10 protein-coding genes are annotated in these 14,594 nt (G+C 71.3%); 6 read left to right on the top strand and 4 right to left on the bottom strand.

Features of this window, described 5'->3' with window-relative positions:
• Nucleotides 1-177: 177 nt before the first annotated feature.
• The 3 genes from katG to A4U64_RS24630 form a co-directional block, all read right to left on the bottom strand.
• Nucleotides 178-2,364, bottom strand: a complete 2,187-nt coding sequence (gene katG / locus A4U64_RS24640; protein WP_006934414.1) for a catalase/peroxidase HPI — start codon at nt 2,362-2,364, stop codon at nt 178-180.
• Between the two features lie 40 nt (nt 2,365-2,404).
• Nucleotides 2,405-2,848: a Fur family transcriptional regulator gene (locus A4U64_RS24635; protein WP_065923258.1), complete on the bottom strand. Its 444-nt coding sequence runs from the start codon at nt 2,846-2,848 to the stop codon at nt 2,405-2,407.
• 132 nt (nt 2,849-2,980) lie between these two features.
• Nucleotides 2,981-4,435: a CCA tRNA nucleotidyltransferase gene (locus tag A4U64_RS24630; protein WP_029546788.1), complete on the bottom strand. Its 1,455-nt coding sequence runs from the start codon at nt 4,433-4,435 to the stop codon at nt 2,981-2,983.
• Nucleotides 4,436-4,533: 98 nt separating this feature from the next.
• Here A4U64_RS24630 and A4U64_RS24625 point away from each other — a divergent pair, with 98 nt between their 5' ends.
• The 5 genes from A4U64_RS24625 to A4U64_RS24605 all read left to right on the top strand — a co-directional run bounded on the left by A4U64_RS24625 (nt 4,534) and on the right by A4U64_RS24605 (nt 12,691).
• On the top strand, nt 4,534-5,127 hold the full coding sequence (locus tag A4U64_RS24625) for an NUDIX hydrolase (RefSeq protein ID WP_006934418.1): 594 nt from the start codon (nt 4,534-4,536) through the stop codon (nt 5,125-5,127).
• A complete protein-coding gene (locus A4U64_RS24620; RefSeq protein WP_006934420.1) occupies nt 5,124-7,463 on the top strand; it encodes a DUF6049 family protein in 2,340 nt (779 codons plus the stop codon). The genes A4U64_RS24625 and A4U64_RS24620 overlap by 4 nt, the downstream gene beginning before the upstream one ends.
• Entirely contained in the window at nt 7,460-11,296 is a 3,837-nt protein-coding gene (murJ, locus tag A4U64_RS24615; protein ID WP_065923257.1) for a murein biosynthesis integral membrane protein MurJ, read from the top strand. The genes A4U64_RS24620 and murJ overlap by 4 nt, the downstream gene beginning before the upstream one ends.
• 83 nt (nt 11,297-11,379) lie before the next feature.
• Nucleotides 11,380-11,925, top strand: a complete 546-nt coding sequence (sigM, locus tag A4U64_RS24610) for an RNA polymerase sigma factor SigM (protein ID WP_006934425.1) — start codon at nt 11,380-11,382, stop codon at nt 11,923-11,925.
• A gap of 52 nt (nt 11,926-11,977) precedes the next feature.
• Nucleotides 11,978-12,691, top strand: a complete 714-nt coding sequence (locus A4U64_RS24605) for a hypothetical protein (protein ID WP_029546792.1) — start codon at nt 11,978-11,980, stop codon at nt 12,689-12,691.
• Between the two features lie 12 nt (nt 12,692-12,703).
• On the opposite strand, the gene A4U64_RS24600 is transcribed toward A4U64_RS24605, so the two are convergent.
• Entirely contained in the window at nt 12,704-13,279 is a 576-nt protein-coding gene (locus A4U64_RS24600; RefSeq protein WP_029546793.1) for a TetR/AcrR family transcriptional regulator, read from the bottom strand.
• An 81-nt stretch (nt 13,280-13,360) separates the two neighbouring features.
• Here A4U64_RS24600 and A4U64_RS24595 point away from each other — a divergent pair, with 81 nt between their 5' ends.
• Nucleotides 13,361-14,560, top strand: coding sequence for an NADH:flavin oxidoreductase (locus A4U64_RS24595; RefSeq protein WP_006934434.1), 1,200 nt, complete (start codon nt 13,361-13,363; stop codon nt 14,558-14,560).
• Nucleotides 14,561-14,594: the final 34 nt, after the last annotated feature.

Raw genomic sequence — 14,594 nt, 5'->3', positions numbered from 1 at the left:
CCCGGTGACATCTGGCTCACGATTCGCCGCGCGCGGCGGTGAGAGGGCCCGAACGGCCCGATCGGCGGCCCCCGGGCGCCGGAACGACGCACGGCACCCCGCGGGCTGTGTCAGCCGGCGGGATGCCGCACGAGGGGTGTGGATGATCGGCCCCGGGGGCCGATCATCGAGCGCTGCTCAGGCGAGGTCGAACCGGTCGAGGTTCATCACCTTGTTCCACGCAGAGACGAAGTCCTGCACGAACTTCTGCTGCGCGTCGGCGCTGCCGTAGACCTCGGCGATACCGCGCAGCTGCGAGTTCGAACCGAAGACGAGGTCGACGGCCGTGGCCGTCCACCTGACCTCGCCCGTGGCACGATCACGACCCTCGTACACGTTCTCGGTCGACTCGGACACCTTCCACTCCGTGCGCATGTCGAGCAGGTTCACGAAGAAGTCGTTGGTCAGTGCCTCGGGCCGATCGGTGAACACGCCGTGGGCGGATTGCCCGAAGTTGGCGTTCAGGGCACGCATCCCGCCGACGAGAACCGTCATCTCCGGAGCGGTCAACGTCAACAGGTTCGCCCGGTCCAGCATCAGCCGCTCCGGCGGCAGCTTCTCGCCGGCGCGCAGGTAGTTGCGGAACCCGTCGGCCGCGGGTTCGAGCACGGCGAACGACTCCACATCGGTCTGTTCCTGCGAGGCATCGGTGCGGCCCGGCGTGAACGGGACCGTGATCTCGACACCGGCGTTCTTCGCCGCCTGCTGGACGGCGGCGCAGCCGGCCAGGACGATCAGGTCCGCGAGCGAGACCTTCTTCGCAGACTGCGCGCCGTTGAAGTCCTGCTGGATCCGTTCGAGGGTCTGCAGCACCTCGGCCACCCGGCCCGGCTCGTTGATCTCCCAGTTCTTCTGCGGCTCGAGGCGGATGCGTGCCCCGTTGGCCCCGCCGCGCTTGTCGGTGCCGCGGAAGCTCGCCGCCGACGCCCACGCGGCGGCGACCAGCTGGGGGATGGGCAGGCCCGATTCGAGGATCTTGCTCCCGAGGGCGGCGATGTCGTCCGCTCCGATCAGTTCGTGATCGACCGCGGGAACCGGGTCCTGCCACAGCTGCGGCTCGGGGACCCACGGTCCGAGGTAACGCGCGACGGGTCCCATGTCGCGATGCAGCAGCTTGTACCAGGCCTTCGCGAATTCCTCCTCGAACTCCTTCGGGTTGTCCAGCCAGCGCCGGGTGATCGGTCCGTAGATCGGGTCGAGTCGCAACGAGAGGTCCGTGGTCAGCATCACCGGCGAATGCCGCTTCGACGGGTCGTGGGCGTCGGGGACGGCGTCGGCGCCGGCCCCGTCCTTCGGGATCCACTGCCACGCACCGGCGGGGCTCTTGGTCTTCTCCCACTCGTAGCCGTACAGGGTTTCCAGGAAGCTGTTGTCCCACTGCCGGGGGGTGGGCGTCCAGGCGCCCTCCAGACCGCTGGTGATCGCGTCCCCGCCCACGCCCGTGCCGAAGGAGTTCTTCCAGCCGAGACCCTGCTGCTCGATGGGAGCGGCCTCCGGCTCGGGACCGACGTGGTCGGCCGTGGCGGCGCCGTGGGTCTTGCCGATGCTGTGACCACCGGCGATGAGCGCCGCGGTCTCGACGTCGTTCATCGCCATCCGACCGAACGTCTCCCGGATGTCCCGGGCCGCGGCGATCGGATCCGGGTTACCGTTGGGCCCTTCCGGATTCACGTAGATCAAGCCCATCTGCACGGCGCCGAACGGGCCGGACAGTTCCCTGTCGCCGGCGTAACGCTCGTCCCCGAGCCACGTGTCCTCGGGTCCCCAGAACACCTCGTCGGGCTCCCAGATGTCCTCGCGCCCGAAGCCGAAACCGAACGTCTTGAACCCCATCGATTCGTAGGCGCAGTTGCCGGCGAAGATCAGCAGGTCCGCCCACGAGAGCTTCCGGCCGTACTTCTGCTTGATCGGCCAGAGCAGCCGCCGCGCCTTGTCGAGGCTCGCGTTGTCGGGCCAGCTGTTGAGGGGGGCGAAGCGCTGGGCGCCCTTGCCGCCGCCGCCCCGGCCGTCGGCGATGCGGTACGTGCCCGCGGCATGCCAGCTCATCCGGATGAAGAGCGGCCCGTAATGGCCGTAGTCGGCCGGCCACCACTCCTGCGACGTCGTCATCAACTCGAAGATGTCCTGTTTCAGGGCCTCGACGTCGAGGGTCGCGAACTCTTCGGCGTAGTTGTAGTCCGGGCCCATCGGATTGGAGAGGGGCGAGTGCTGGTGGAGAACCTGCAGGTCCAGCTGGTTCGGCCACCAGTCCCGGTTGGTCCTGGGCCGATGCGGCTTCGGCTCGGGGGACGGGATTACCGGATTTTCGCTTTCACTGTTGGACACGTCGGCCCTTCCTTCCGGGTTTCGGTGAATCGGACGGTGATCACGGATGTGATCGCGAAGCGTGTGCTGCCGAGCAGTCGGGGCACATGCCCCAGTAGATGACCTCGGCCTCGTCGACGAGGAAGCCGCTGTGGTCGGACGCGGTCAGGCAGGGCGCCTCGCCGACGGCACAGTCGACGTCGGCGATGGCCCCACAGGACCGGCAGACGAGGTGGTGGTGGTTGTCCCCGACACGCGACTCGTACCGGGCGACGGAACCGGACGGCTGGATCCGCCGCACCAGACCCGCACCGGTCAGGGCGTGCAGCACGTCGTAGACGGTCTGCCGGGAAACCTCCGGCAGCACGGTGCGCACGGCTCCGAAGATCGTCTCCGTGTCGGCGTGCGGATGCTGGTGCACCGCCTCCAGCACCGCGATCCGGGGCCGGGTCACGCGCAGCTCCGCCGTACGCAACTGCTCCACGTAATCCCGCGTCGAGGGCACGTGGATACTATGACGCACTTTTCTGGAATGAGTCACGACTTTGGGTAACCGCAGCGTGATCAGAACTCGTGTGTGTGTTCGGTGGCGCGGGCGGCGGTCGCGTGGACCCTCACCCGTCCGGCTACCCGGCCGCTAGGGCTTCGGCTGCTGCGCCCACCACTTCAGCAACTCGGCCTCGGCCTCGTCGCGGTCGAGGGGACCACGGTCGAGCCGCAGCTCCTTGAGGAACTTCCAGGCCTGCCCGACCTGCGGGCCGGGTTTCAGGCCGAGCAGCTCCATGATGGCGTTGCCGTCGAGGTCGGGCCGCACCTTCGCCAGGTCCTCCTGCTCGGCGATCCGCTCGATGCGCGTCTCGAGATCGTCGTAGGTGGCCTGCAGCGCCGCGGCCCGGCGCTTGTTGCGGGTGGTGCAGTCCGCCCGGACCAGCTTGTGCAGCCGGGGCAGCAGGTCACCGGCGTCGTGCACGTAGCGCCGGACCGCCGAGTCCGTCCACTGGCCCTTGCCGTAGCCGTGGAACCGCAGGTGCAGGAACACGAGCTGACTGACGTCGTCGACCATCTGCTTGGAGTACTTCAGGGCCCGCATTCGTTTGCGGACCAGCTTGGCCCCGACGACCTCGTGGTGGTGGAAGCTGACGCCGCCGCCCGGCTCGTTGTGCTTCGTGGCGGGCTTGCCGATGTCGTGCAACAGGGCCGCCCAGCGCAGCACGAGATCGGGATCCCCGTCCTCGAGGTCGATGGCCTGCCTGAGCACGGTCAGCGAATGCCAGTACACGTCCTTGTGCTGATGGTGCTCGTCGATCTCGAGCTTCATCGCCGGGATCTCCGGGATCACCCGCTCGGCGAGGCCGGTCTCGACCATGATGTCGATGCCCTCGATCGGGTAGGCACCGAGGATCAGCTTGTCGAGCTCGGCCTGCACCCGCTCGGCGCTGATCCGCAGGATCTCGTCGCCCATGGCCACGATCGCGTCGTGCACCCGCTCCGCCAGCCCGAACCCCAGCTGGGAGACGAACCGCGCCGCGCGCAGCATCCGCAGCGGATCGTCGTGGAACGACTCGCTCGGCATCGCGGGGGTGTCGATGACCCCGGCGAGCAGGGCGTCCATCCCGCCGAGCGGGTCGACGAAGTCCTCCGCGCCGGTCGGACCGATCCGCACCGCCATGGCATTGACGGTGAAGTCGCGGCGGATCAGGTCGTCCTCGAGGCTGGTGCCGTACTCGACGATCGGGTGGCGGGTGACACGGTCGTACGCGTCGCTGCGGAACGTGGTGATCTCGATCTGCTCCGGGCCCTTGACCGCGCTGATCGTGCCGAAGTCGATGCCGGTGTCCCACTGGTGGTCGGCCCAGCCGCGCAGCAGCGCCTGCACCTGCTCGGGCCGCGCGTCGGTGGTGAAGTCCAGGTCGGTGCCGAGGCGACCGAGCACCGCGTCGCGGACGCTCCCTCCCACCAGGTACAGCTCGTGACCGGCGGCGGTGAAGCGCTCACCGAGCGGGGCCAGGATGTCCGACAGCGCACGCAGCGTCGCGTCGGCGCCGGCGAGCAGTCGGGCGCGCCGCTCGGTGTCGGTGGAGGGAGAGTTCACGTCTTCGAACCTTACCGAGGTGGCCGAACGCGCAGTCGCGCGATCCGGACGTGCCTGGTTGGACCGCCGGGCACGTCCCGCCAACTAGTATCGATGAGGTGTCGCCCGCAGAACGTGCCAACCGCAACCGCCGCACCTCGCGGCGGCGTGGCGCGGGCGCCAAGTCCGGTGGCCGGGCCACCTCCGACGCGGCGAAGCCTCACCTGCGCACGGTCCGCGAGACATCGGCCGGGGGACTGGTGGTCGACGGCCTCGGCGGGCCCCCCGACAAGTTGTGCGCGGCGTTGATCGGCCGCACGGACCGGCGCGGCCGGCTGCTGTGGTCGCTGCCGAAGGGACACATCGAGAAAGGCGAGACCGCCGAGCAGACGGCGATGCGCGAGGTCCACGAGGAGACCGGGATCCACGGCACCGTCCTCGCCACGCTCGGCAGCATCGACTACTGGTTCGTCACCGAGGGCCGGCGCGTCCACAAGACCGTGCACCACTACCTGCTGCGTTACCTCGACGGCGAGCTCTCCGACGCCGACGTCGAGGTCACCGAGGTGGCCTGGGTGCCGCTGCCGGAGCTGCGCTCGCGCCTGGCGTACGCGGACGAGCGCAGGCTCGCCGACGTCGCCGACCAGCTGATCGCCGAGATGGATCCGTCGATGCTGCTCGGACCCGGCGGACCGGAGGCCCGTCTCGGATGACCTCGGCAGCTCGCCGGGCCGCGGCGGCCGTTCTCGCCGTGCTCGCGCTCGTCCTGACGACGGCGGGTGTGGCCGTCGCCCAGCCGCGCAGCGACGCGTCCGACGCCCCGCGCTTCCTCGAGCTGCGCATCGACTCGGTGACGCCGACGACGATGTCCACCAGCAGCGAGCCGGTGGTGACCGTGACCGGCACGCTCGAGAACGTCGGCGACCGCGATGTCGAGGACATCGCCGTGCGGCTGCAGCGCGCCCCGGCGGTCGGCTCCGCCGAGGAGCTGCGCACGGCGCTGACCTGGGATCAGACCGCCTACGACCGCACCGGGCCGTTCGAATCGGTCACCGACGTCCTCGAGCGGGGTGAGCAACGGCAGTTCCGCCTCGAGCTGGCGCTGCGCTCGGCCGACAGCCCTTCGCTGGGTATCGACACCCCCGGGGTGTATCCGCTGCTCGTCAACGTCAACGGAGCTCCCGAGTACGGCGGTCAGGCACGGCTCGACGACGCCCGGTTCCTGCTGCCCGTGCTGGGGGTGCCCACGGGCGAGAGCAGCGAGAGCCGGCCCGTGCCCCCGGACACGTCCGCACCCGTGGGGGTCACCATGCTGTGGCCGCTCGCGGACCGGCCGCGCCTCGCGGCGGGGGTGCCCGGATCGGCGACGGACCCGGTCCGTCTCGTCGACGACGACCTCGCGACGTCGCTCGCCGACGGCGGCCGGCTCGACGGACTGCTCGACGCCGCCGAGCGCGCGGCCACCGCCGAGGACCGCCGCGTCGCCGACGCGATGTGCCTGGCCGTCGACCCCGATCTGCTCGTCACCGTCGCCAACATGACCCGCGGCTACCTGGTGGTCGAGGACACGGCCGAACCGAGGGGCGATGCCCACGACGGGGAGGGGACGGCCGCGGCCGTCGCGTGGCTGGAACGGCTGCGCACCCTGGCCGCGTCGATGTGCACGGTCGCGGTGCCCTTCGCCCAGGTCGACGTGGCCGCCCTCGCCGAACTCGACGACGCCTCTCTCGCCGGGCCCGCGCTCGCCGCCCCGACCGAGATCGTGAACACGATCCTCGGAATCACCACGACCCGGGAGGACGTGGTCTGGCCCGACGCCGGGGTGCTCACCGAGCAGGCGGGGGCGCTGCTCGCCGCCGACGGCCCGGTGACGACCCTGCTCGCCGACACGGCGGTCGACGCCGCGGACTCGGACGCGGGCACGGGTCCGATGCCCGTGCGGGGGGTGGACGGCCTGTCCACGGTCCTGTTCGACAGCGCCGCCGCCACCGCGCTCGCCGCGCTGGGCGACGCTCCCCAGACGCCGTCGTTCACCGCCGAGGACGCCCGCTACGACCTCACCGAGGATTCCCCGGGCGCCCGGCTGCAGGACGCGCTGGGCGCCCTGAGCTGGTCCGCGCTGCGCACGTCGGAGAGCGCCACCCGGACCGTGTCCACCGGCGACGGCGCGTCCGCGGCCCCGGGCTCCGCGCTGTTCGTGCCGCCGCAGTCGTGGAGTGCGTCCGGCGACGACGCCGCCGCGGTCCTGTCGATGGTCGGCACCCTGATCCGCTCCGGCCTGGCCACCCCGCGTCCGTTCGACACCCTGTTCGCACCCGCCGCCGGGGACGCCCCCACCGTCGCGCTGTCCTACCCGGAGCAGGCCATCGTCGACGGTGCGTCGGCGGAGGTGATCGACGCGGCCCGCGAGCAGGCACCCCGGCTCGACTCGTTCCAGGAGGCGCTCGTCGAGGATCCGCAGGCGCAGCTGACACCGCAGCAGTTCACCGCACCGCTGCGCGAGGACCTGCTGCGCGCGATGAGCCTGGCGGGCCGGCGCGGGCCCGACCCCGGCGCCGCCGCGCGCGACGCGGGGCAGCGCGGCGAGGAGGTACGCGACGCCGTCGACGGGATGTTCGCGGGAGTGACCGTGCTCTCACCGGGCGGTGTCTACACGCTGACCTCGGAACAGAGTCCCCTACTGTTGGTCGCGCGCAACGATCTGCCCGTGGGCATCACCGTGCGGCTGCACGTGGACGCGCCGTCGGCGATGAAGATCACCGACATCGGACCCACCCAGCTGCCCCCGCGCGGCAGCCGCACCCTCACGGTGCCGGCGCAGATCAGCGACTCGCGGAAGATCGGTGTCGAGTTCGCCCTGACCACGGAGTCCGGGCTGCCGCTCGGCACCCCGACGAACGTGACGGTACGGTCCAACGCGTACGGCCAGGTTCTCGCGATCGTCACCGGCTGTGCGGGGGCGCTGCTGCTGTTCCTGGCGGGCCGTCGTCTCCTGCACCGCTTCCGCGGCGAGCCCGATCCAGCCGACGAAGGGTACGAGAAACGATGACCGGGAACCCCACCCGTGAGGACGTCGCCCCGCCCGCCCCCGCGGCGGCGGAGCCGGCCCCGCGCAAGAACCCCGGCCTGCTCGCCGCGACCGGCTCGATCGCCTTCGCGACCCTGATCAGCCGCATCACCGGCTTCGTCAAGCAGGTGCTGTTGCTGACCCTGCTCGGCGCCGCCGTCGCGAGCTCGTACACGGTGGCCGCCCAGATCCCGAACATGATCTCCGAGCTGGTGCTCGGCGCCGTCCTCACCTCGATCGTCGTGCCGGTGCTGGTCCGCGCGGAACGCGAGGACCCGGACGGCGGTACGGCGTTCGTCCGGCGCCTGTTCACCGTCTCCGTCACCGTGCTCGGCCTCGCCGCCCTGCTGGCCACCGCCGCGGCGCCGGTCCTCGTCACCCGGTTCTTCCTCGACGACACGGGCAAGGTGTCGACGACGCTGACCACGGCGCTGACGTATCTGTTGCTGCCGGCGATCCTGTTCTACGGCCTGTCGGCGCTGCTGACCGCCATCCTGAACACGCGGCAGGTGTTCAAACCGGGCGCGTGGGCGCCGGTGCTGAACAACATCGTCGTCATCACGGTCCTGGTCCTGTACTTCCTGCTGCCCGGGGAGATCACCCTCGACCCGGTGCGCATGAGCGACCCGCACCTGCTGCTGCTCGGCTGCGGCGTCACCCTCGGTGTGGTGACCCAGGCGATGTCCCTGGTGCCGGCGCTGCGCCGCGAGGGGATCAGCCTCAAGCCGCTGTGGGGGCTCGACGACCGGCTGCGCCAGTTCGGCGGCATGGCCGCGGCCATCGTGCTGTACGTGCTCATCAGCCAGGCCGGCATGGTGTTCGCGACACACGTCTCGTCGAGCGCCGACGCGGCCGGCCCGGCGATCTACAACAACGCGTGGCTGCTGCTGCAGCTGCCGTACGGCGTCCTCGGCGTCACGGTGCTCACCGCGATCATGCCGCGGCTGAGCCGAAACGCCGCCGAGGAGGACACCCCCGCGGTGGTGGACGACCTGTCGGTCGCGACCCGGCTGACGATGATCGCGCTGATCCCGATCGTCGTGTTCTTCACCGTCGCCGGCCCGCAGATCGGCACGGCCCTGTACGGCTACGGCAGCTTCGGCGAGGGCAACGCCGAACGGCTGGGCCAGGCGGTCAGCTGGTCGGCGTTCACCCTGATCCCGTACGCCCTCGTCCTCATCCATCTGCGCGTGTTCTACGCACGCGAGCAGGCGTGGACCCCCACGTGGATCATCCTCGGCATCACCGCCGTGAAGATCGGCCTGTCCGCGATCGCGCCCGTCGTCGCCCGCAACGACGACCAGGTGGTGCTGCTGCTGGGCGTGGCGACCGGCCTGGCCTTCACCGTCGGGGCGGGCATCGGCGGCTTCCTGCTGCACCGCGCCCTCGGCGACCTGCGGATGGCGAACGTGGGCCGGACCGTGTGGCACGTGGTGATCGCCTCGGCCGCAGGTTCGGCGGCGATGCTGCTCACCGATCGGCTGCTGCGGCTCGGTGCGCTGAGCGACCGGTTCGGCGGCATCGGCTCGATGGTGCGGGTCGCGATCACCGGCGCGCTGATGCTGCTGGTGACCCTCACGGTGATGTGGTTGCTGAAGGTGCCCGAGATCCTGGCGATCACCGCGGCGGTCCGGCGCAAGGTCGACGCGCTGCGCGGACGCACGCCCGTCGAGCCGGCCGTCGCCGAGGCGGATGCCGACGAGATCGCCGAACTCGAGGCGGCCCGCTTCGAGGAATCGGAGGCCGAGAAGACCATCGTGTTGCCGCGCCTGGACTACGGCGACTACGGGGTGGCCCCGTACGACGCGGTCACCGAGGTGATTCCCGCGATCAGGGACGTGCCGAGCCACATCGATGCACACCGGCAACTCCCGTACCCTGGTCGACGGCAGGTTCGTACCACCCGGGACGGATCGCGCCGGTTCGCGGATGCCGGACGGCCTCCCGGTTACCTCCGGGGCGGGCGAGTCGAACAAGAAGGAGTGAGGGTGAGCGACGACCACGCTACCGGTAAGTCCACGGTCGATGAGTCCGCATCGACGGACCCGGGTTCGGTGTCCACGGACGCCGACGGCACGTCGACGCAGTCCCCGCAGGCCGGCATCCCCGACCGTTCCGCCTCGCCGCAGAAGTCCGCCGGCAGCCCCGCCGAGAACCGCTCCGGTGCCGGCCGGCCCCGCCGCGATCCCCACGTCGACACCGGCGTCATCCCGATCGGCTCACCCCAGCTGCCTCCGCTGCGTGTGCCGGGGTCCGCGCCGCGCACCCCGATGCGCGGGCCGAAGCTGATCCCCGGCGCGTCGGTCGCCGGTGGCCGCTACCGTCTGCTCGCCCCGCACGGCGGCGCGCGCGGTCTGCGTTTCTGGCAGGCGCAGGACGTCAAGCTCGACCGCGAGGTGGCGCTGACGTTCGTCGACGCCGAGCAGCGCGCCGGGGACGTGACCGGCCCCGACGGTCCGCAGGCCATCCTGTCGCGCACCCTGCGGCTGGGCCGGATCAACTCACCGGGGCTCGCACGCGTGCTCGACGTGGTCCGCGGCAGCTCGGGCGGCATCGTCGTCGCCGAGTGGACGCCCGGTCGTTCGCTGCGCGAGATGTCCGGCACCGAGCCGTCCCCGCTCGGCGCGGCCCGCGCTGTGCAGGCCCTCGCGGCCGCGGCGGAGGCCGCGCACCGCAGCGGCGGCGCCCTCTCGATCGATCACCCCGACCGGATCCGCATCAGTGTCGCCGGCGACGCGGTGCTGGCCTTCCCCGCCACCTTCGCCGACGCGGACGTGACCTCCGACGTCCGGGGCCTCGGCGCGAGCCTCTACGGCCTGATCACCGCCCGCTGGCCGCTGCCCGAACAGGCCGCGCCCGGGGAGCAGCCCCCGGCGCACACCGGCGGCACGATCGGCGGGATGCGCCCGGCGGACCTGACCGCCGAGGGCATCGCGGTCGAGCCCCGCACGCTGCGGCCGGAGGTGCCGTTCGAGATCTCCGCGGTGGCGGTGCGTGCGCTCGCCGCCGACGGCGGAATCCGGACCGCGGCCACCGTGCAGCACATCCTCGGCCAGGCCTCGGTCGTGGACCAGAAGACCGACATGATCCCGGCGCTGCGGCTCGGCCAGCGCAGTGCCGGCGCCACCGACCACGCCCTCGCGGACCCGGAGGCTCTCGCCGAGGAGAAGAAGCGATCCGAGCGGATGCTGTTCGCGCTCGTCGGCCTCGGCATCACCACGGTGGTGCTCCTCGCCCTGATCGGCTGGTGGATCGCGAACCTGCTCGCCGGAGGCAACTCCGACGAGCCGCTCACGAGCCAGGACTTCGGCCTCACCCCGACCTCCGAGGCGCCGTCGGAGCCGGTCGCCCAGGCGCCGGCCCCGGCCGCAGCGGCCGGACCGGTGGCGGCATCGGCGGTGTCGGTGTTCTCCCCGCAGGGCACCCCGGATTCGCCGGCGACGGCGCGGTTGGCCATCGACGGTGATCCGTCGACGGAGTGGAGCACCGACGCCTACTTCCAGCCGTTTCCCGCCCTGAAGAACGGTGTGGGACTGATGGTGGCGCTCGCCGAGCCGGCCGCGCTCTCGTCGGTGTCGGTGACGTCGGACAGCCCGGGCACGAAGGTCGAGATCCGCAGCGCACCGTCGGACCAGGCCTCCCTGGACCAGACCCAGGTGATCGGCTCGGCGACGCTGCGGTCCGGCGTCACGGAGATCCCCGTCGAGGCCGAGGGCCGCACCTCCGATGTGCTGGTGTGGATCACGGGGCTGAGCACGTCCGGCGGCGGCAACAAGAGCTCGATCGCCGAGGTGACGTTCACCGCCGCCGAATAGCCCGGCGCACGCACCTCCGGTCGCCCACCTCGATCGGCTACCATCCGCGCGTGCGAATTTTGGGGGGGATCGCAGGAATTGCCGTGTCCGACGCCGAGTTACTCGCGGCGCACGCGGCGGGGGACCGACGCGCGTTCGCGCAACTGCTCGAACGGCACTACGACCATCTGTGGCAGGTGGCGCGCCGCACCAGCTATTCGCCCGAGGATGCCGCGGACGCCCTGCAGGAGGCGTTGCTGTCGGCGCATCGTACGGCGGGGAAATTCCGGAACACCGCGGCGGTTCGCAGCTGGCTGCACACCATCGTGGTGAACGCGTGCCTGGACCGCATCCGGCGCAACAAGGCGCGACCGACCGTCCCGCTGTACGACGACGGCACCGATGCCCGCGACGAACGGGATCGCATCGCGGAGCGGGAGATCGCGCTCGACATCGAGGCGGCGTTGTTCACCCTGCCACCGGAGCAACGCGCCGCGGTCGTCGCCGTCGACGTGGAGGGCTGGCCGGTGAGTGAGGCGGCCCGGCGGCTCGGTGTTCCCGAGGGCACGGTCAAGAGCCGCTGCGCGCGCGGGCGCCGTCGGCTCGCGGTGCTTCTCGGTGACCTGCGGGATACGGGGAACCGATCGTGATCGGCGGCCGTCTTATCCTGGTGAGGGCACCGGAAGGCGGGGAGGACGGCGGATGACCGAGGACGAGCTGCCGCGGCCGCCGTATTCTGCCGACCTGCTCGCCGACCTGCACGCCGGGGTCCTGGACGACGACGTCACCGCCGGATTGTGGCCGGCGGTGCGGCGGGATCCGGACGCCATGGCGGTGATCGCCGCGCTCGACTCCGTCAGCCGCCGGCTCCGGGCCCTCGGTGCGGCCGAAGGTGTTGAGAGCCCGCCGATCCCGCCGGAAGTGGCGGCCCGGATCGATGCGGCCCTGACCGCGGACGCCGCCGCGCGTCGACGGCGACGGTGGCTGCTCGCCGCGGCCGGGACGGGGGCTGCGGCCGCGGTGGCGATCGGATTCGCCGTTACCGCCCACGGCGCCGGACGCCCCGATGCCGCGGCGCCGATGGCCGCGCCCGCCGCTGCCGCGCCGGCTTCTGCTGCACCGGCTTCTGCTGCACCCGGTGCCGACGTGCTCGACCCGGCGACCTGGCGCGCGATGATCGGCGCGTCCGACCCCGGCCCGCTGTCGGATCACGCAGTACTTCGAGAATGCCTCGAGGCCAACGGCATCGACGAATCCCGGCCACTGCTGGGGTCACGCACGATCCGGTTCGACGGCCGGGAGGCGGTCGCGCTGGTCCTGGGTGATGCCGCGTCGCCGCGGTTGACGGCACTGGTGGTGGGCACGGGATGCGGCGCTTCCGATCCGGCGACTCTGGTGATCCGTCAGATCGGCTGAGTCGCAAGGAGTTCAACCGTCCGCGGCGGGCAGCAACAGATCGAGGATCCGCTCCCGCAGGGCGGACGTGTCGTCCTCGGCCGCAACGATGCTCGCGAACAGCGCCGCACCCGCGGCGAGGACGAGCACGGCACGTGCGTCGAGGTCGGCGGGAGAGGAGCCGTCGCCGTGGGAGAACAGTGCCGTGCTGGGGCCGCTGAAGGTGCGCCACAGGGTGTTCCGCAGATCGTCGTGATCGCGGAGTGCGGCGATGAGCCCGGGCAGGGCGGCGCGGACGTCGGGGCGGGCGAACAGGTCCGCGCTGCCCCTGACGACCCATTCGATCCAGCCGCGGCGGTCCGTCCCGTGCATCGGGGTCAGGTCCGGCGCGGAACCGAGAAGCGAGTCGAGCACGAGGTGCGCCTTCGACGGCCACCGCCGGGTGAGGGCCGCCCGGCTCACCCCGGCCCGGGCCGCGATGCCGCGCAGGCTCAGGTGTTCCCAGCCGACCTCGAGCAGCATCGCGCGGGTCACGGCGAGGACCTCGGCGTCGATGCGCGGATCGCGGGGGCGGCCGGCGGGCGTGGGGGAGCGGTGGGATGCGGTCATCACCGGTAATTGTGGTGCACGGCACGGCGCGGCACTATAGTTGCAACACGTTACAGAACCACTGGCATCGAAAGTAGGGGCATGACCTCGTCGCGACCCGCCGTGTTCGAACCCGTTCGGCTCGGACCGCTCACCCTGCGCAACCGCATCCTCAAGGCCGCGACGTTCGAGGGCGTCATGCCCGGCGGTCGCGTCACCGACGAACTCGTCGAGTTCCACGCCGAGGTCGCCCGCGGCGGCACCGCACTGACCACCGTCGCGTACTGCGCCGTCGCACCCGGCGGGCGCGTACACCGCAACACCGTCGTCCTCGACCGCGACACCGTGCCGGGTCTGCGCCGCCTCACCGACGCCGTGCACGCGGAGGGCGCGCTCGCCTCGGCGCAGATCGGGCACGCCGGACTCGTCGCCAATCAGATCTCCAACGGGACGAAGACCCTCGCCCCGTCCACCCGCATCAGCGCCCCCGCCATGGGCCTGGTGCGGGGCGCGAGTCTCGCGCAGCTCGATCAGGTCGTCACCGACTACGAGAACGCGACCCGCTGCGCCGTCGAGGCCGGATTCGACGCGCTCGAGGTGCACCTGGGACACAACTATCTGCTCAGCTCGTTCCTCAGCCCGAATCTCAACAAGCGCAGCGACCGCTACGGCGGCAGTCTCGAGAACCGAACCGCGTTTCCCCGGCGCGTTCTCGAGGCGGTCCGCAAGGCGGCCGGCGACTCGGTCGCCGTCATCGTCAAGTTCAACATGACGGACGGCGTCCCCAAGGGACTGTGGCTCCACGAGAGCCTGCCCATGGCGCGGCTGATCGAATCCGACGGCCACATCGACGCGATGGAACTCACCGGCGGCAGCTCCCTGCTCAACGGCATGTACTTCTTCCGCGGCGACGTCCCGCTGGCCGAGTTCGTCGCGTCCCAGCCCAGGCTCGTCGGGCTGGGACTGCGGTTCTACGGGCCGCGGCTCTTCCCGACCTACCCCTTCGAGGAGGCGTTCTTCCGCCCGATGGCTCGGCAGTTCCGTTCCGAGCTGCGCACCCCGCTCATCCTCCTCGGCGGCATCAACCGGATCGACACCATCGAGAACGCGCTCGACGAGGGATTCGAGTTCGTCGCGATGGGCCGGGCGCTGCTGCGAGACCCGTACCTCGTCAACAAGTTCCGGGACGAGCACGTGCGCGAAGGGCTGTGCATCCACTGCAACAAGTGCATGCCCACCATCTACACCGGAACCCGGTGCGTCGTGCGCGAATCCCTGCGCGACGTGGAGCACAGCACCTGACGGTGCGCCGGCCCGCAGCTATCCTGCAACACCA

This window comes from Rhodococcus sp. WB1 (assembly GCF_001700945.1).
GTDB lineage: Bacteria > Actinomycetota > Actinomycetes > Mycobacteriales > Mycobacteriaceae > Rhodococcus > Rhodococcus aetherivorans.
The sequence above is the reverse complement of the archived record's forward strand: the minus strand, read 5'-3'. Positions and strand labels throughout refer to the sequence as shown.

Bases quoted from the DNA above. Each gene is read 5' to 3' on its own strand.
- A4U64_RS24600 (WP_029546793.1), bottom strand. From the start codon at position 13,279: ATGACCGCATCCCACCGCTCCCCCACGCCCGCCGGCCGCCCCCGCGAT.
- murJ (WP_065923257.1), top strand. From the start codon at position 7,460: ATGACCGGGAACCCCACCCGTGAGGACGTCGCCCCGCCCGCCCCCGCG.
- A4U64_RS24620 (WP_006934420.1), top strand. From the start codon at position 5,124: ATGACCTCGGCAGCTCGCCGGGCCGCGGCGGCCGTTCTCGCCGTGCTC.
- A4U64_RS24605 (WP_029546792.1), top strand. From the start codon at position 11,978: ATGACCGAGGACGAGCTGCCGCGGCCGCCGTATTCTGCCGACCTGCTC.
- A4U64_RS24595 (WP_006934434.1), top strand. From the start codon at position 13,361: ATGACCTCGTCGCGACCCGCCGTGTTCGAACCCGTTCGGCTCGGACCG.